Raw genomic sequence first — 18,590 nt, forward strand, 5'->3', positions numbered from 1 at the left:
CAGCAACGATATTTGCCCTTCTTTTTTAAAGAAGCAACTTATTTTTAATTGAAATTAAATGGAAGAAAAGAAATTTGACATTAACTCGATCCTTGGATTTGTACTTATAGGTGCAATTTTAATTTGGGTAATGTACAATAATCAGCCTACAGAAGAAGAGATTAAGGCTGAAAAAGCAAAACAAGAACAAGTAGAAAAAGCAAAAGATCAAGAGCAAAATGCCGCTGTTGTAGAAAGTGTTCCTTCAATAGACTTGAAAGATTCTACAGCATTGGCGCAATATAAAGGCTCTTTAGGGGCGTTTGCATATTCTGCCGCTTTGCCTTCAGCTAATGAAAACACTACTACTTTTGAAAATGATTTAGTACGTCTTGAAATTAGTAATAAAGGAGGTCAAATTGTAGAAGCCGAATTAAAAAAGTTTAAGACTTTCGATTCTATTCCTGTATATTTAGTAAAAGATGGAAACGCTTCTTTTAATATCTCTTTTGCAACCACAGATAATCGTAATTTAAATACTCAAGATCTTTTCTTTGAGCCTACATTAACAAAAAATGGTGAAAACCAAGTGCTTTCCATGAAGCTTAAAGTTTCAAATGAGAAGTTTCTTGAATACCGTTATGAGCTTAAACCAGATGAGTATTTGGTAGATTTTACAGTAAGGTCTCAAGGTTTAAACGGGGTGCTAAATAGCTCTCAACCTGCTCAATTGGATTGGAAATTAAATGGAATCCGTCATAGTAGAAGTATAGAGTACGAAAATCGTTATACAAGATTAACTTATCTTCATGATGGAAGTGTAAGTAAATTATCACAAGGAACATCCGATGATGAAACGGATTCAAATGTAAGTTGGATTTCATATAGACAGCATTTCTTTAGTTCTATTCTTATTAATCCAGATAGTTTTGCAAATGTTTCTATGACTTCAAATCAGCAGTTTGAAGATGAAAATCCAAATGAAAAATATGTAAAATTATATACTGCTTCTACGCCTTTGGAGATTAAAGGTGGAGAATTAAATTATAATATGCACTGGTATTACGGACCAACCGATGCTAGAGTATTTAAAAAATATAAAGACTTAGATTTAGCAGAGTCTATTCCTTTTGGATGGGGAATATTTGGATTTATAAATAAACATGTTTTTACACCTTTATACGATTTTTTAAGCTCTGTTTTTCCTTACGGAATAGCAATTATTGTTATGACGATTATTGTAAGAATAGCGTTGTCTCCTGTTACCTACAAATCATATGTGTCTCAAGCAAAAATGAAGGTTATTAAGCCTGAGGTTACAGAGATTTCTCAAAAGTATAAAGACAACCCTATGAAGCGTCAGCAGGAAACTATGAAGCTTTATAGTAAAGCAGGGGTAAGTCCAATGAGTGGTTGTGTGCCAGGGTTATTACAGATTCCTGTTTTCTATGCTTTATTCATGTTTTTCCCAACTGCAATAATGCTTCGTCAGAAGTCGTTTTTATGGGCAGACGATCTTTCTTCTTATGATATTGTATATAAATTCCCTGAAGGATTTAAGATTCCGTTTTATGGAGATCACGTGAGTTTATTCCCAATATTAGCTTCAGTTGCAATTTTCTTTTATATGAAAATGACTACAGGTCAGCAACAAGCAATGCAGCAACCAGCACAAGAGGGGATGCCAGATATGGGAAGTATTATGAAGGTGATGATTTATATTTCACCAATAATGATGCTTTTCTTCTTCAATAATTATGCAAGTGGATTGAGTTTGTATTACTTTATTTCTAACTTGATTACTATTGTAATTATGTTAGTAATTAAGAATTACATTATTAATGATGATAAGATTCACGCTAAAATTCAAGAGAATAAAAAGAAGCCTAAGAAAGAAAGTCGTTTTCAGAAGAAAATGAGAGAAATGATGGAGCAGGCAGAAACTCAGAAAAAGAAATAATAAATAGCATTCTACTAATAAAAAATGGGGATTTGAATATATTCAAATCCCCATTTTTTTATGTTATCCTTTCTTAAAATAAGGTGACACAATTCCGGATTTATAATAATACATCATTAATGTCCGATTAAAAACACAAGATCCCTTTCTTACAAGAAAAAAAAGTAACGTCTATACTTTAACTAGAGTAAAATAAGAAGTTATACAAAAAATACGTTATTAAAATTAACGTTTTATTTATGCTTTTTAATAGCTTTAATAGTGAAGTCTATTTTGAAAACCTCTTATAAGCCAGTGTAACTAGAGTTTAATAAATTCTATTTGTTTTTATTGGACAACAATGATAAATTATAATAAATTACTCGTACTTGAGTACTTTATTTATAATATGGGCAACACCATTCCAAGCAACAAAATCTTTAGCTATTATAGTTGCATTTTCATTTGCTGAATCTGTAATAATAATGCTGTCTCCAGTATTTATTTTAATAGCATTTCCTTGCCATGTGTTGAGTACATCTCCGTCTTTAAGGTTGTTAGAGGTATTAATTTCGCCATCAATTATATGGTATTTGATGGTTTTATTTAGCGATTCTAATGTAACAGTTCCCATGTCTAAGAATGCTTCTTCAGATGGGATAAAAACTGTTATATCAGCTTCTATATCATTAAGCTTCGTAAATACCTCATTATCTAATTCTTTACTAGCGTTGTAGAGGTTTGATAATTCAGAATCTACTTTTATAAAAGTAGCCAAGGTTGCAGGCATAATTAGATCGTCTATTTTATGGATTATCCCATTGGTAACTTCAATGTCTGCTTTGGTAATTAATATTCCGTCGTTGAGAGTTATTGTGCTATTTTTTTTTGCTACAAATAGATCAATATTAGCTTGTGTAATATATTCTTTTGCTTGGGTTTTATTATAGCCTTCAGTAATTTCACTTGCAAATTTCGCCTTTCCACTTAACATATGGTTCAAAATTATTTGAGTTAATGTGTTGGTAGGAATGTTTTGAATGCTATTTATATTTTTTTCAGCTAAATAACGAGAAAAAGCTTCGTTATTCGGGGCGAAAAAAGTATAAGAACCAGCGCCATCCACATTTAGAGCGTTATTATACCCTATTTGATCGATAGCTTGTACAAGAAGACTGTAATCGGGGTCGTTGCTAAAGTAGGTGTAAAGACTTACGGGCTCATTTGGGGTTTCTGTTTCAGAGTTTTCATCGTTTGATGAGTCGCTGCACGCTGTAAAATTGTACGCGCATACTAGTAAAAGCAAAATTGCTTTTAAGCTTAGGTTTTTTGTATTCATGATTTGTAAAATTTGGTATGGTAAAGATATTCGTTTTTTATAAAGTGGTATTATAAAATAAAAAAAAGGTCGCCAATTAGCGACCCTTCTTCAAAAAGCAATGATTAATAAATAAAGAGTTTAATTTGTAGTGTCTGGAATTAAAACTTTATTAACTGCATGGATTACACCATTAGTAGCTTGAACATCTACAGCAACAACTCCAATATCGGTATTTCCAGCACCGTCAGTTAAATCTGCAATAGCATCTCCAGTGCCAGGTAAAGCTATAGTTATATTGTCTCCTTCTAAGCTAGAAACCATCATTCCGTCTGTCAAATCTTCTGACCTTGCATTTGCACCTGCAACCACATGATGCTGTAATACTGCTGTAAGTGTAGCTCCAGTTGGGGTAGCGCTAAGTGCCTCGAAAGCCGAGTTTAAAGGTGCGAAAACAGTAAAAGGAGCATCGGTAGTTCCAGATAGAATACTTACAAAATCTGGTTGTCCATCTGCTGTAAGAGCTCCAACTAAAGAACTGAAATTAGGGTCTGCAGTAGCAAAAGTTACTATGGTAGGTAACCCAATAACCGCATCTACAGCATGGATTACACCATTACTAACTTCTACATCTGCTGTGGTTACAGTAGATACACCATTTAACATAACACCAGATTCCGTATTTATGTAAAGACTTAAATTATCGCCATCTGTATTTGTAGCCATCGTATTTCCATACATAGTTGTTAAATCGCCAGACATAACCTCTCCTTCAATAACGTGGTTTAGTAGTACTTGTTTTAAAACATCTGTAGGAACTTCCTCTAAAGAAGCAAATCCATTATCTGATAAAAAGGTGGCAAAAGCCTCGTTATTTGGAGCAAAAACTGTCAATCCAGCATCTTCAGCGTTTAGCGTTTCTACTAAATCTGCTTTCTGTACTGCTGCTAATAAAGAAGAATAATCGTTATTCATGGCAACAAAACCAGCAATTGTAGGATTCATAGCATCTACTATTGTTTGTGGTAGTAATACCTTGTCAATAGCATGAATTACACCGTTTCCAGCTTGAACATCTGCTGCAACTACATTAGCAGGTGTATCTGTTGAATCCATTATTTTAACCCCATCAGCGGTCATAATTGTAACATCCTCTCCTTGGGCAGTAGTAATCATTTGACCATCGCTCAATGTTCCAGAAGTTGCATTAGCTCCCGCTACTACATGATATGTTAAAACAGCCTCAAGGGTAGCATCGTCAATATCGTCCAAAGAAGATGCTCCTAACATTGATAAAAGATTTTCAAAAGCTTCATTTGTTGGTGCAAATACAGTAAAAGGAGCACCATCAGTACCAGAAAGTAAATCTGTATAAGTGTTTCCTAATCTTCCTAAAGCTTCTACTAACATTGAGAAACTAGGATTTGCAGTTGCATGATCTACAATTGTAGGAATTGTTAAGACCGCATCAACTTTGTGGATCACCCCATTTGAAGCTGTAATGTCTATGGTGGTAGGAGCAGCTACTCCGTTAAAAGAAACACTGTTTTCAGTGTTAATATACATGCTAATTGCATTATCATCTGGTCCTGTTGCTAAAGTGTTTTTATACATAGTACTCAAATCGGTAGCCATTATAGTTTCATTAAAAACATGATTTAGAAGGATGTTAGTCAAAACTTCTTCGGAAATATTGTCAACGCTAGTAATTCCAGCTGCCTGAAAAGCTTCATTAGTTGGGGCAAGGACTGTGTAAGTGCCTTCCTCGTTTAGAGTTGCATCAAGACCTGTCTTAATAAGAGCAGCAGTTAAAATACTGAGTTCAGCATCTGCAGTAGCAGTTTCTGTTATAGTAGCTTCTTGTTCTGGTGGATTCATGTTGTTGTCATCATCATCAGAGCATGATGCTATGTTTAGAAATAATAATGAAACAATAAAATACTTTGATAAATGGATGATTGTTTTCATGTTGTTTATTTTTTATAGGTTTTGATTACTTGTTAAAGTAATTTGTTTAACTAAACTATGATAAAAGTTAAACAATTTAAAATAATTAACTTTTTTTAACATTAAATTTTTAATGTAATTACTTGATTAATTATCATTTATATGGTTTGATGCAAATTTTTGATTTTACATATTTTGTTTATTATATGTGTAGTATTGATAAACAATATTAATATTTGAAATTTTTGTTTTTTATGTTGAAAGCAACCTAAGAGTAATCCGACTAACCTCTTCTATATGAATTTTGTAATTTTGCATATTATTTCAATACGTTAGAATGAAAAGAGTAATAGTTGGTTTATCGGGAGGAGTAGATTCAAGTGTAACAGCCTATCTTTTAAAAGAGCAAGGGTATGATGTTATAGGTCTGTTTATGAAGAATTGGCATGACGATTCTGTAACTATTTCTAATGAATGTCCATGGTTGGAAGATAGTAATGATGCTTTAATGGTAGCAGAAAAATTGGGAATTCCATTTCAAACTGTCGATTTAAGTGAACAATATAAAGAGCGTATCGTTGATTATATGTTTAACGAATACGAACGTGGGCGTACGCCAAATCCAGATGTGCTGTGTAATAGAGAAATTAAGTTTGATGTTTTTATGAAAATAGCATTAGATTTAGGAGCCGATTATGTAGCTACAGGACACTATTGTAGAAAAGATACCATTGAAATTAAAGGAAAGCCTGTACATAGACTTTTGGCAGGGGTAGATGGAAATAAAGACCAATCGTACTTTTTATGTCAGCTTTCTCAAGAGCAATTAAGTCGAACTTTATTCCCAATAGGGGAGTTAACAAAGCCTGAAGTAAGAAAAATAGCATCTGAAAATAATTTAATTACTGCGGAAAAGAAAGATTCTCAAGGCTTGTGTTTTATAGGTAAAGTGCGACTACCAGAGTTTCTTCAGCAAAAATTAAAGCCTAAAGAAGGGCAGATAATAGAGGTAGCTGCAGAAGAAGTTCTTCAAAAAAGAACAACGCCTACTTTTAATACTAAAAATGAAGAATTGGCTTTTAACGCTCAAAAAGTAAGTTATAGCCCAACCGATGGTAAAGTTGTAGGAAAACATCAAGGAGCGCATTATTTTACTAAAGGACAACGAAAAGGATTAAATGTTGGAGGTACGCCAGAACCACTTTTTATTATTGAAACTGATGTTGATAAAAATTTAATTTACACTGGTCAAGGTAAAAATCACCCTGGACTTTTTAGAAAAGCCTTGTTTGTAACTAATGATGAATTGCATTGGGTACGAGAAGATTTAGCTTTAAAAGTAGATCAAACAATGGAGGTAATGGCGCGTATTAGATACAGACAGCCATTGCAAAAAGCAACGTTATATCAAGTAGACGGTGGTTTGTATGTAGATTTTAATCAACCACAAAGTGCAATAACAGAAGGTCAGTTTGTAGCTTTTTATCAAGGAGAAGAGTTAATAGGATCTGGAGTAATAAGCTAGAAACTAATTTTTTAAATATATGAGGAGTGTTTGTTTTGGATTTAAGATAATTTATTCACTCCTTTTATTTTTTATACATAATTTCTTTTCTTAATTAAACAAGAAACAAGAAACCAAAAACTTTCAACTTTTCAAACTTTTCTACTCCATAGTATGCAAAACAAAATCACACAACTTTTCGGTATAAAATATCCAATTATTCAAGCAGGAATGGTATGGGCTAGTGGTTGGGAGCTAGCTTCGGCAGCTTCAAATGCTGGTATTTTGGGGGTTATAGGTGCTGGTTCCATGTATCCAGAAATTCTCCGTGAGCATATTCAGAAATGTAAAAAAGCAACCAATAACCCCTTTGGGGTAAATATTCCAATGCTTTATCCTGAAATAGATAAGCTGATGGAGATTATTATTTCTGAAGGAGTAAAGATTGTATTTACTTCCGCAGGAAATCCTAAAACATGGACTTCTCATTTAAAAGCCCATGGAATTACAGTTGTGCATGTGGTAAGTAGTGTTAAATTTGCTTTAAAGGCGAAGGAGGCAGGGGTAGATGCTATTGTTGCGGAAGGTTTTGAAGCTGGTGGACATAATGGAAGAGACGAGACAACTACTTTTACGCTTATCCCTATGGTAAAAGAAAAAATTACTATTCCTATAATTGCTGCTGGTGGTATTGCTACCGGACAAGGGATGCTTGCTGCAATGATTTTGGGAGCCGATGGGGTACAAGTTGGGAGTAGGTTTGTTGCAAGTGAAGAAGCTTCTTCGCATATTAATTTTAAAAACTTAGTAGTAGGCTCAAAAGAAGGTGATACACAGCTTACTTTAAAAGAATTAGCGCCAGTACGATTGCTGAAAAATAAGTTTTATAATGATGTTCAAGCTTTATATGCCAAAGGAACTACAAAAGAGGAACTGATAGAATTGTTAGGAAGAGCAAGAGCTAAAAAAGGAATGTTTGAAGGCGATTTAGAAGAAGGGGAACTCGAAATTGGGCAGGTAAGCGGACTCATTCATAACATACTTCCTGTTTCTAAAATAGTGGAAAATATGATAACCGAATTTGAAAAAGCTAAAAAGATTCTAATTTTAAATGCTGAATTTTAAGTTTTGAATTTTTTAAAATACCTACTGCCTACTGAACATACGTATTTTGTACTACTTCTTAGGCAACGGACCTCGTAAGTGGATAATGAGTCCGTTTAGGAAATTACGTAAAATTTGGTCGCCGCATTCCATATATTTTGGATGGTCTTCATTTCTGAAAAAAGCCCCTAATTCACTTTTTGTAATCCTGAAATCAACCAGCGCTAAAATTTCTACAATTTGGTCGTCTCTTAATTTGTGTGCTACACGCAGTTTTTTGAAAATGTCGTTGTTTGATAATGCCATGATGCAAAGGTAACGATTGTTTTAGATTTTTTTCTGAAAGTGATATCCAATAATTTCAAAACCTTGGTTAAAATAAAATTTATGAGACCTCCCGTTAGCTACATAGGTATTAAGTTCCATTGTTTTATAATTATTTTCTTGAGCCCAAGCTTCTATTTGTTCTACAAATAATTTTCCAAAACCTTTAGACTGAAAATTATTGTCAATTATTACATTGTCGAGTTCTAATTGTTTTCCAGAATAGAGTTTTACGGTGCTCCATCCGCTGCATACACCTATCAATTCTTTATTATAAAGTAAGCCGAAGCAGTGGTAGCCATTATATTTAAACATTTCTTGGTGCTTTTCAAGTAAATAGGCTTTTGTTTTTGTAGTGTTTAGTTGTTGTGTTAGTTCTACAACTTTTTCAATGGCGTCTTCCTTAAGAAGTGCTATAGATGTCTGCAACATTGTATTTATTTTATTTCTATTTTCTTTCCTAGATATTTTGGTTCGACCTGAAATAGGAGGTCTAAACATACTTTAGTTCGTGCTAAATACTCTCTTAAATTTGTTTTTATCCCTCCGCTTCCTTCTACGTTTTTTGCATTAAAACCAATAGCATCGATTTTAAATTTATCATAGAGGAGAGGGTTTTATTCCCCAGAGCCTGTTCTGAATTTACCGAAGTGCTCTACGTCGAAATGGATTAAAATATTTTTCGTTTGAATACCTCGTAGGCTTGCCTCTAGGTAATTGATTTTATTAATGTCCGAGTAAAAACACAAAACCGCTTCGCTCCAAAAAAAAGACTAAAAATTAACTAGCATTAAATGATAAAATTTATAAAATTAATTCACTTTTATCGGACACTAATGAATTTAAATCCAAAAATAAGAATTTATATGATTTCTATTTAACTTTTTTATAATATACAAAATGAGTATACTCATGTATTATGCGCTATAATCTTGTTTTGATGCATACTAAAAATATGCGTTTTTAAAATAAAATCCTTTGCTTATAGATGATGAAGAAATTATTATATCTAGATGATTTTAAAAAGTTAATAAAGTCAGTAGATATTGATGACCATAAGTAGTTGTATATATTAAACTAACCCGTTGTGCATTTAGAAAAAGTTGTGCAAACTGCTAAAATGCAGTAAATTGTAGTAACCACACTATAATTTATATGCACAACTTTCAAGCAAATTACGACAAAATCCTCAAGGTTTTAAAAGAATTGGATTGTAAAATGGATTATTTACATCAAATCCGTAAACCTAAATTAAGAGATAAAGAGCTTATAGCTATTGATTTAACATCAGAATATATGAGTGTTGATAGTGAATGCCAGCTTTTTCGAATGTTACCTGCTGGTCTATCCAGCAAAATAGAGCGCAGTGTCTACAATAGAAGAAAGCGTAAGTTGTTTTCTTTTAGAGAATCACTTCGCAAGGCATTAGTGAGAAAGTTGAATAAATCTGAGCATTGTTATATTGTTGACAGTATGCCGTTAGAGGTCTGTAAATTATCAAGAAGCGCTAGAAGTAAGATATGTAAAGAACAAAACTACAGTCTGCCCGAAAAAGGATATTGTGCAAGTCAATCAAGCCATTATTATGGATATAAATTACATGCTGTCTGTTCTGCTCAGGGTGTTATCGAAAGTATGGATATTAGTCCAGCCTCTGTGCACGATATTAATTATTTAAAGGATATAAAGCATCAATTAAGTGATTGCATATTACTTGGTGATAAAGGGTATTTGTCGGCTGAATATCAATTGAATTTATTTGAATATCATAATATTAGACTTGAAACCCCTATGAGAACAAACCAGCATAACTATAGGGAGCAGCCGTACGTTTTTAAGAAATCCAGAAAGCGTATTGAAACATTGTTTTCTCAACTTTGCGACCAATTTATGATTCGAAGGAATTATGCTAAATCTTTTGAGGGATTCAAAAACAGAATATTATCTAAGATTACGGCTATGACGGTCATTCAATATATAAACATATTTGAATTCAACAGAAATATCAATAACCTAAAAATCAATATTGCCTAAATGCACAACGGGTTAAACTAATTAGCTCCCCATAGTATTAGTCGCTCGCTGTAATCAGAGAAATACGTCTATAAACTTTGAATGCTTAGACAAAAGTCTTATTTTTGAGTACAAATGTCTAAAGGATGATTACTGAAGAACAAAAAAAAAGTAATATAGAGTTAACGGCTGTAAATAAAGCTATTAAAGTTTATGTCAGAAAAATTGAGAAGTCTAATGATGTTCAAGTCAGAACGGATAACATAACTTATTCAGATTTTTTTGACAATAAAATGCTCATTATTAAGGCTATAAGAAAAGGGATGCCATATGAGTTATTCAGTAAAATAAAAGATATTACACCTTTTTCAGAAGATGATTGGGCTGAATATTTGAATTTGTCTAAAAAAACTTTACAAAGACACCGAAATGACGCCGATTATCTATTTAAACCAATACATACAGAAAAAATAATAGAATTAGCAGAAGTTACAAACTTTGGTAAGGAGGTATTTGATTCTTCTGAACAATTTTATTTATGGTTAAACACGCCTTCATTTGCATTAGGGAATTTAAAACCAGCTGAATTATTAAAAGATTCTTATGGAAAAGAATTAGTTATGGCCGAATTGAATAGAATTGACCATGGAATTTTTGTTTAATGAGAGCTTATAGGTTATCAAAGAAAAAATACGGAACAGAATTAAATGGGAAAGGGGCTGCTAAGTATGGAAATAGATGGAACTCTAAAGGCACAGAGATTATTTATTTTGCAGAGAGTAGAGCATTAGCAATGGCTGAAGTTGCGGTACATTTGACGTTAGCTACCTTACCAAGCGACTATGTAATGATTGAAATTAATATCCCAGATGATATTCAAATAAAATTATTGGAACAAAAAGATATTCCCCAATATTGGAATAGTCACCCACCTGCTATTAGTACTCAGAAAATTGGAGATGAATTTATCGATGCTTTAGATTTTTGTGTCTTAAAAGTGCCTTCAGCTGTTGTTCAAGGGGATTATAATTATTTGATAAATCCATATCACAATAATTTTAAGAAAATAACAATATCAGATATTAAAGATTTTTTATTTGATGAAAGGATATTTAAATAAACTAACAGCAGCAATTCAATATTCAATACAAGTAATATGGAAAAGTATAAAAATAGCAAAGGTTTTGACGATCTAATTGAGATTCAATGTGTAAAAATTGGAACTGAAATTCAAAGTAAATGTGAAGAAGCTGCTCAAATGTTTATCGTGAGTGAAATGCTAAACCAGACAAGATAATAACTTTCAACTGCGTTATTTTAAATAATCATCCGTTTTTAACCTTAATCCATGCGTATACGTAACTAACGTATAAAAATATGTATAAGCCCCAAACGTTTACGTTGTGCAACGTAAAAAAATACGTCTCTAGTTTAAACGCATACGTAACCAACGTAAAAGAATACGTTTAAAACCTAAACGATTACGTTATGCTACGTAAAAGGATCTATTTTGAACGTAAAATCAATAGAATAGTAAAGATGAGTTAGTTTTTTAATAAAGTATCTATTATAAAAAAACGCTCCGATGCCTTCGGAGCGTTTTTGGATAAACAACTAAATCCTAAAACCTGTTGATTTTAGTATCCTCTTTAGAAACAATATTTGTTTTCTGCTGTAACTTTGTCAGCAATTGTATTTCTTAATGCAATAACATTAGGAAGGTTAGCGTATTTTGTAAAGCGTTTTAATCCCATAAGCATCATACGTTGCTCATCTCCTTCAGCAAAAGAAGAAATAGCTTCTTTTCCTTTAGTTTGTATTTTTTCAACAGCGTGGAAAAGATTTAATTTAGCCATAGCTATTTGCTCTTTCTGAGTATCTTCTCCAAAACGCTTAGCATTTTTCTCGGTTCTTAGAATAGCAGATTCTGCCATATAAATTTGGATAAGAATATCAGAAGCTGCCATTAGTAGTTGTTGGTGCTCTTCTAACTCAGGGCCATATTTTTGTACTCCAGAACCAGCAACCATTAAAAAGGCTTTTTTAAGCTTTTCAATCATTTCTTTTTCTTCAGAAAATAATACAGAATAATCTGGCGTATCGAATGATGGAATTCCCATTAACTCATCTTTTACAGCTGTTGCAGGCCCTAAAAGGTCTACTTGCCCTTTCATTGCCTTTTTAATAAGCATTCCTACAGAAAGCATCCTATTAATTTCGTTTGTTCCCTCATAGATTCTTGAGATACGGGCATCTCGCCAAGCCGCTTCCATTGGAGTGTCAGCAGAGAATCCCATTCCTCCAAAAATTTGAATCCCTTCATCAGTAGTGTTTTGGCAATGTTCAGAAACAGCTACTTTTAAAATAGAACATTCAATAGCATATTCTTCTACTCCTTTTAATTCTGCCTCTTGATGAGAGTTTCCTTCTTCTTGACGGATGGCAATTCTATCTTCAATATCTTTTGCGGCACGATAGGCAGCCGATTCATCCACATAGCAAGCAGTAGCCATTTCGGCAACTTTAGATTTTATAGCTCCAAATTTTGAAATTGGAGTTTTAAACTGAACTCGCTCATTTGCATATTTTACAGCTTCGGTAATAATACGTCTTTGTGCGTCTAAACAAGCGGCAGAAAGTTTAATACGCCCTACATTTAACGCATTCATTGCTATTTTAAATCCGTTGCCCCTTTCAGAAAGCATATTCTCTACAGGGACTTTAGTTTCATTAAAGAAAACTTGACGAGTAGAGGAGGAGTGGATTCCTAATTTATGCTCTTCTTCTCCAAGAGAAATTCCATTTTTTGGATCATTTTCAACAATAAAACCAGTAATATTTTTATCGTCTTCAATACGAGCAAACACTATAAAAACACTGGCAAAACCGGCATTAGAAATCCACATTTTTTGTCCGCTTATTAAATAATGCTTCCCATCCTCAGAAAGAACCGCTTTTGTTTTTCCGCTATTTGCATCAGAACCAGCGCCAGGTTCTGTTAAACAATAGGCACCAAACCATTCTCCAGTAGCTAGTTTAGGAACATATTTTTTCTTTTGTTCTTCCGTTCCATAAAGTGTAATTGGCATGGTTCCAATACCTGTATGTGCTCCAAAAGCAGTAGCAACAGATCCTGTAGCACCAGAGATATAATCGCAAACTAGCATGGTAGTAACAAAGCCCATTCCAAGTCCATCATACGCTTCTGGTACTGCAACTCCTAGAAGTCCAAGCTCTCCCGCTTTACGCATCACTTCTTCCGTAAGTGCATAATCTTTCTTTTCAAAACGTTCTTTATTAGGCCAAATCTCACGATCTACAAACTCAATTACAGAATCGCGCATCATTTTTTGTTCTTCAGTAAAATCTTCTGGCGTAAAAATATCTTCAGCTTTTGTTTCTTTTACTAAAAACTGACCGCCTCTTGTTATGTTGTGTTTTGTTTCCATAGTGTTGATTTAAGAATCAAGATTAAAGAGCCATGACTTAAAAATCTAAGTTGGATTTAAATTTTGATATCATTTTTTGAATTTGTGTTATTTTATCTTCTAATATTTCAAGCTTTTCTTTTGTCAAATATCCTTGGTTAAACGCTATTATTAATTGTGTTTCCCATTCAAAAGCAGAGCCTAAGCTGTCTTCTAGATATTTTTTAAAATGTTTATTTGAATTTTTGCTTGTACCTTCAGCTATATTTGATGGGATAGAGACAACAGCTCTATTCATTTGTGAACTTAATGAATATTTTTCTGAGTTAGGAAAGGACTTAGTTAGAATATAATTTTCTTTAACTAAATCCATAGCGTCTATCCAAATTCTTAACTTTTTAAAGTTATGCATATAGCGTCTTGTTTCTAGGGTCTCATAATATCTTTAATCTAATTTAAAAACTCATAAACCCCAGCGGCTCCTTGTCCGGTTCCAATACACATGGTAACAATACCATATTTGCTTTTTCTTCGTCTCATTTCATCAAATAACTGAACAGAAAGTTTAGCCCCTGTACACCCAAGTGGATGCCCTAGAGCAATAGCGCCACCATTTACGTTTACAATATCTGGATTTAGTCCTAGTTTTCTGATTACTGCTAACGATTGTGATGCGAATGCTTCATTTAGTTCTATTAAATCTATTTGATCTAGTTTTAGACCTGCTTGATCTAATGCTTTTGGAATAGCTTTAATAGGCCCAATTCCCATAATTCTTGGGGGTACACCAGCAGCAGTGTAGGAAACTAATCTTGCAATAGGCTCAAGGTTTAATTCTTTTACCATTTCTTCACTCATTACGAGTGTAAAAGCAGCTCCATCACTCATTTGTGAGGAATTACCAGCAGTAACACTTCCTCCTTCAGCAAAAACAGGTCTTAATTTACCTAAAACTTCTTTTGATGTATCTGCGCGTGGTCCCTCATCTGTATTTACGGTGTACGATTTAGTTGCTTTTTTTCCGTTAGCATCTACATAGGTTTCGTCTATAGTAATGGGAACAATCTGATCTTTAAATTTCCCTTCTTTAATGGCATTTAATGCTTTTTGGTGCGAATTAAATGCAAATTCATCTTGGTCTTCTCGAGAGACATTATATTCATTAGCAACAGCTTCTGCTGTTAATCCCATTCCCCAATAATAATCCTCATTACCATTTTTAGCAACTTGATAGTCGGGAACAGGCTTATAACCTCCCATTGGAATATAACTCATGCTTTCTGCGCCTCCTGCAATAATACAATCTGCCATTCCTGCTTGAATTTTAGCCGATGCCATTCCGATAGTTTCTATCCCAGATGCACAATATCTATTAACGGTTACACCAGGAACATCATCAATCTTTAGTCCCATTAATGAGATGAGTCGCCCTACATTTAATCCTTGTTCTGCTTCTGGCATGGCATTTCCTACCATAACATCATCAATACGGGTTTTATCGAGTTGTGGAATTTCATCCAACATAAATTGAATGGTTTCTGCAGCCAACTCATCTGGTCTTTTAAATCTAAACACCCCACGAGGAGCTTTCCCAACCGCTGTTCTGTATGCTTTTACTATATATGCTGTTTTCATTTGTTTTGAATTTTAAATGTTGAATTTTGAATGTGTTAACTGCTTTTATTTGAGGTTATAATAATTTTTGTAATGATATTAATTATATGCTCTATCTCAATTAAATAACTGCTAACATCTATTTTAGTGACATTACTTTCGTTTATAAGTCGTAACCAATATTTAGTTTCTCTAGCTTCTTTTGATGCTATAGACATTTTATGAATAAAGTCTTTTTTTGACTGTGCCGCTGTGGCTTCTTGAATATTAGCTCCAATGCTAGTTCCAGATCTTATTAATTGTTTTGAAAGAACAAACTCATTTTCTTCTTTTGTAAGTTGATTAAAAAGGGAAATAATGCTTAGAGCAAATTTGAAAGACTTTTCAGCAATGATATTTTCCTTTTTAGCGGTCATTTAAAATTTATAATTCAAAATTCATAATTAATTTCTAAGAGGTTTTCCTGTTTTTAACATGTGCTGAATACGTTCTAATGTTTTACGTTCGGTACATAACGATAAGAAAGCTTCTCTTTCTAAATCTAGTAAGTACTGTTCTGATACTTTGGTAGCTTCAGATAAATCGCCACCTGCCATTACATAGGCTAGCTTATTTGCTATTTTTTTATCGTGTTCTGAGATATAATGTCCAGCATTCATGGAGTCTGTTCCAACTAAGAACATTCCTAATGCTTGTTTTCCTAGCACTTTAATATCGTTGCGTTTTGGAGGTTGTGTATAGCCAGCTTCAGCCATTAAAACGGCGTGTTTTTTTGCTTCTGCTATTTGTCGGTCTTTATTTACAACCACAATATCTTTTCCTTTCTGAAGTAAATTCAAATCAAAGGCTTCGTATGCTGAAGTAGAAACTTTTGCAGTTCCTATGGTTAAGAAATGCTCACGAAGCACATTAGTTTCAACATCATCTTTTCTAAAGAGGTCTGAAGCTCTAAGCGTCATTTCTTTAGAACCTCCACCACCAGGAATTACACCTACACCAAACTCCACAAGTCCCATATAAGTTTCTGCTGCCGCTACCACTTTATCGGCATGTAACGAAAGTTCACAGCCGCCTCCTAAAGCCATACCATGTGGCGCAGAAATAGTTGGAATACCAGAGTATCTCATACGCATCATGGTATCTTGGAACATTTTAATAGCCATATTTAACTCATCATATTCTTGTTCCACAGCCATCATAAAAATCATCCCGATATTGGCTCCTACAGAGAAATTTGCGGCTTGGTTTCCAACAACTAAGCCTTGGAAATCTTTTTCAGCTAAATCTATTGCTTTATTAATTCCTGCAAGAACATCGCCTCCAATGGTATTCATTTTAGATTGAAATTCTACATTTAGAATTCCATCTCCTAGATCTTCAACAACAACTCCGCTATTTTTCCAAACTTCGTTAGATTTTCTGATGTTATCTAAAATGATAAAGGCATCTTGACCAGGTTTTTTTACTTGTTTTTTAGAAGGAATGTCATAATAATAAGTAGCTCCGTCTTTTACAGAATAGAAAGAATTACTTCCGCTAGCTACCATTTCTGTAACCCATTTTGCAGGTTCTTTTCCTTCAGCTTTTATTAATTCAATTCCTTTTTCAACTCCAATAGCATCCCATATTTCAAATGGCCCGTGTTGCCAGCCAAAACCAGCTTTCATGGCATCGTCAATTCGGTATAGTTCATCAGAAATTTCAGGAATTCTATGTTGAACGTAAGCAAACAGCGAAGCGAAGTTTTTTCTGTAGAACTCTCCAGCTTTGTCTTTTCCGTTAACAAGAATAGGAAATCTATCTGCAACTTTATCAACGGTCTTAGTTTCTTCTAGCGTAGCAAATTTTGCTTTTTTACTTTCGGTATATTCCATGGTATCGAGATCCAAGGATAGGATTTCACTTTTACCATCGTCTCCTTTTACCTTTTTATAAAAACCTTGACCAGTTTTACTTCCAAGCCATTTATTATCCATCATAGTTTGGATAAATTCTGGAAGTTTAAATAGATCGTGTGCCTCGTCTTCTGGGCAATTCTCATAAATTCCATTTGCCACATGCACAAGCGTATCTAAACCAACAACATCTACGGTTCTAAAAGTTGCCGATTTTTGGCGACCAATAACAGGCCCTGTAAGTTTATCCACTTCTTCTACCGTCATTCCAAGTTCTTTTACTTGATGGAATAAACTTTGAATTCCGAATATTCCAATACGATTACCAATAAAGGCAGGAGTATCTTTAGCAAGAACCGAAGTTTTTCCTAGGAATTTCTCGCCATACATCATTAAAAAGTCTACTACTTCTTTTTTACAATCTGGACCAGGAACTACCTCAAAAAGTTTTAAATAGCGTGGCGGATTAAAAAAGTGAGTCACCGCAAAATGTTCCTGAAAATCTTTACTTCTTCCTTCATTCATAAAATGAATTGGAATCCCCGAAGTATTAGAAGTAATAAGTGTTCCTGGGGTTCTATGTTTTTCTATATTCTCAAAAACACTTTTTTTAATATCTAATCTTTCCACAACAACCTCAATAATCCAATCTACATCTTTAATTTTAGAAATATCATCTTCCAAATTACCTGTAGAAATTCTACTAGCAAATTTCTGGTTGTAGATAGGAGAGGGCTTCGATTTTAAAGCTGAAGTAAGATTATCGTTTACCATTCTGTTTCTTACCGCTTTATCTTGAAGGGTAAGACCTTTTGCTTTTTCTTTGTCGTTTAATTCTCTTGGTACAATATCAAGCAGTAAAACTTCAGCGCCAATATTTGCAAAGTGGCATGCAATCCCACTTCCCATAATACCAGAACCAATAACTGCAACTTTTTTGATTATTCTTTTCATCTGTTTATATTTATTATCTTTTAAAGATCAGATAGAACATTTATTTAATCATTCTGCTGTGTGCATAGAATTAATCATAAATGTTTTATTCTCTGTATTGAAATTACTTTTTTGAAACGTTTTCTTTATATATTTTCTTTTCTGAAATAAATTCATTGATTACATCGATAACATTATAAAAACCTTGTAAATCCGAATCGGTAACATGGTCTCTAATGGTTTCGTTAAACTTCAAAACAACTTCTTTAGAGTAGTCTCTTTTTTCTTTTCCAAAATCGGTAAGACATATAAGAACTCCACGTCCGTCTTTTGGATTAGGTTTTCTAATGATAAGACCTTTTTCTTCCATGCTTTTTAGGGTTCTAGATAAGCTAGTTCCTTCCATTCCCATTTTTGGGCCTAATGCTGTAGAGGGAGATCCCTTTTCTGGGTCGATGCTTAGAAGTGTAAAACCAGTAGCCATTGTGCTATCTTCTTTTCCAGCTTCTTCATTATACATTTTAGCAACAGCTTGCCAAGTTGCTCTTAATGCGTAATCTATAGTTATATCCTTCATTTTCTTGTAGTGGTG

The 18,590-nt window shown here is 33.6% G+C and carries 17 protein-coding genes; 7 read left to right on the forward strand and 10 right to left on the reverse strand.

Features of this window, described 5'->3' with window-relative positions; translation table 11 throughout:
- The first annotated feature begins 58 nt into the window (after window positions 1-58).
- Window positions 59-1,939 (forward strand): membrane protein insertase YidC, encoded by a 1,881-nt coding sequence (yidC, locus tag JOOMADRAFT_RS17860; protein ID WP_008615908.1) that lies wholly within the window; start codon window positions 59-61, stop codon window positions 1,937-1,939.
- Between the two features lie 358 nt (window positions 1,940-2,297).
- On the opposite strand, the gene JOOMADRAFT_RS17865 is transcribed toward yidC, so the two are convergent.
- Both JOOMADRAFT_RS17865 and JOOMADRAFT_RS17870 read right to left on the reverse strand, forming a co-directional pair.
- Window positions 2,298-3,257 (reverse strand): fasciclin domain-containing protein, encoded by a 960-nt coding sequence (locus tag JOOMADRAFT_RS17865; RefSeq protein ID WP_008615909.1) that lies wholly within the window; start codon window positions 3,255-3,257, stop codon window positions 2,298-2,300.
- A 120-nt stretch (window positions 3,258-3,377) separates the two neighbouring features.
- A complete protein-coding gene (locus tag JOOMADRAFT_RS17870; protein ID WP_008615911.1) occupies window positions 3,378-5,204 on the reverse strand; it encodes a fasciclin domain-containing protein in 1,827 nt (608 codons plus the stop codon).
- Between the two features lie 316 nt (window positions 5,205-5,520).
- On the opposite strand from JOOMADRAFT_RS17870, the gene mnmA reads away from it, so the two are divergent.
- Both mnmA and JOOMADRAFT_RS17880 read left to right on the forward strand, forming a co-directional pair.
- Window positions 5,521-6,708: a tRNA 2-thiouridine(34) synthase MnmA gene (mnmA, locus tag JOOMADRAFT_RS17875; protein WP_008615912.1), complete on the forward strand. Its 1,188-nt coding sequence runs from the start codon at window positions 5,521-5,523 to the stop codon at window positions 6,706-6,708.
- A gap of 153 nt (window positions 6,709-6,861) precedes the next feature.
- Entirely contained in the window at window positions 6,862-7,812 is a 951-nt protein-coding gene (locus JOOMADRAFT_RS17880; RefSeq protein ID WP_008615913.1) for an NAD(P)H-dependent flavin oxidoreductase, read from the forward strand.
- Window positions 7,813-7,863: 51 nt separating this feature from the next.
- On the opposite strand, the gene JOOMADRAFT_RS17885 is transcribed toward JOOMADRAFT_RS17880, so the two are convergent.
- Both JOOMADRAFT_RS17885 and JOOMADRAFT_RS17890 read right to left on the reverse strand, forming a co-directional pair.
- A complete protein-coding gene (locus tag JOOMADRAFT_RS17885; RefSeq protein ID WP_008615914.1) occupies window positions 7,864-8,097 on the reverse strand; it encodes a DUF1456 family protein in 234 nt (77 codons plus the stop codon).
- A gap of 21 nt (window positions 8,098-8,118) precedes the next feature.
- Complete coding sequence (locus JOOMADRAFT_RS17890) at window positions 8,119-8,547, reverse strand: GNAT family N-acetyltransferase (RefSeq protein WP_040880345.1); 429 nt, start codon at window positions 8,545-8,547, stop codon at window positions 8,119-8,121.
- A gap of 723 nt (window positions 8,548-9,270) precedes the next feature.
- Between JOOMADRAFT_RS17890 and JOOMADRAFT_RS17895 the strand changes: the two genes are divergently transcribed.
- The 4 genes from JOOMADRAFT_RS17895 (at window position 9,271) to JOOMADRAFT_RS20240 (ending at window position 11,425) form a co-directional block, all read left to right on the forward strand.
- A complete protein-coding gene (locus JOOMADRAFT_RS17895; protein ID WP_008610872.1) occupies window positions 9,271-10,149 on the forward strand; it encodes an IS982 family transposase in 879 nt (292 codons plus the stop codon).
- Between the two features lie 125 nt (window positions 10,150-10,274).
- Window positions 10,275-10,790 (forward strand): type II RES/Xre toxin-antitoxin system antitoxin, encoded by a 516-nt coding sequence (gene parS / locus JOOMADRAFT_RS17900; protein ID WP_008615916.1) that lies wholly within the window; start codon window positions 10,275-10,277, stop codon window positions 10,788-10,790.
- A complete protein-coding gene (locus JOOMADRAFT_RS17905; protein ID WP_008615917.1) occupies window positions 10,790-11,248 on the forward strand; it encodes an RES family NAD+ phosphorylase in 459 nt (152 codons plus the stop codon). The genes parS and JOOMADRAFT_RS17905 overlap by 1 nt, the downstream gene beginning before the upstream one ends.
- A gap of 36 nt (window positions 11,249-11,284) precedes the next feature.
- The gene (locus tag JOOMADRAFT_RS20240; protein WP_157136794.1) at window positions 11,285-11,425 is read left to right on the forward strand and encodes a hypothetical protein; all 141 of its coding nucleotides are present in this window, start codon (window positions 11,285-11,287) and stop codon (window positions 11,423-11,425) included.
- Window positions 11,426-11,777: 352 nt separating this feature from the next.
- Here JOOMADRAFT_RS20240 and JOOMADRAFT_RS17910 read toward each other — a convergent pair whose 3' ends face one another.
- From JOOMADRAFT_RS17910 to JOOMADRAFT_RS17935, 6 genes are all read right to left on the reverse strand, one after another.
- A complete protein-coding gene (locus tag JOOMADRAFT_RS17910; RefSeq protein WP_008615918.1) occupies window positions 11,778-13,577 on the reverse strand; it encodes an acyl-CoA dehydrogenase family protein in 1,800 nt (599 codons plus the stop codon).
- Between the two features lie 37 nt (window positions 13,578-13,614).
- Complete coding sequence (locus tag JOOMADRAFT_RS17915; RefSeq protein WP_008615919.1) at window positions 13,615-13,968, reverse strand: four helix bundle protein; 354 nt, start codon at window positions 13,966-13,968, stop codon at window positions 13,615-13,617.
- 38 nt (window positions 13,969-14,006) lie between these two features.
- On the reverse strand, window positions 14,007-15,191 hold the full coding sequence (locus JOOMADRAFT_RS17920; protein WP_008615927.1) for an acetyl-CoA C-acyltransferase: 1,185 nt from the start codon (window positions 15,189-15,191) through the stop codon (window positions 14,007-14,009).
- Between the two features lie 35 nt (window positions 15,192-15,226).
- Window positions 15,227-15,586, reverse strand: coding sequence for a four helix bundle protein (locus JOOMADRAFT_RS17925; RefSeq protein ID WP_008615929.1), 360 nt, complete (start codon window positions 15,584-15,586; stop codon window positions 15,227-15,229).
- Between the two features lie 27 nt (window positions 15,587-15,613).
- Window positions 15,614-18,019, reverse strand: a complete 2,406-nt coding sequence (locus JOOMADRAFT_RS17930; RefSeq protein ID WP_008615930.1) for a 3-hydroxyacyl-CoA dehydrogenase/enoyl-CoA hydratase family protein — start codon at window positions 18,017-18,019, stop codon at window positions 15,614-15,616.
- A gap of 103 nt (window positions 18,020-18,122) precedes the next feature.
- A complete protein-coding gene (locus tag JOOMADRAFT_RS17935; RefSeq protein WP_008615938.1) occupies window positions 18,123-18,575 on the reverse strand; it encodes a MarR family winged helix-turn-helix transcriptional regulator in 453 nt (150 codons plus the stop codon).
- Window positions 18,576-18,590 lie beyond the last annotated feature (15 nt).

The organism is Galbibacter orientalis DSM 19592 (assembly GCF_000260115.1).
GTDB lineage: Bacteria > Bacteroidota > Bacteroidia > Flavobacteriales > Flavobacteriaceae > Galbibacter > Galbibacter orientalis.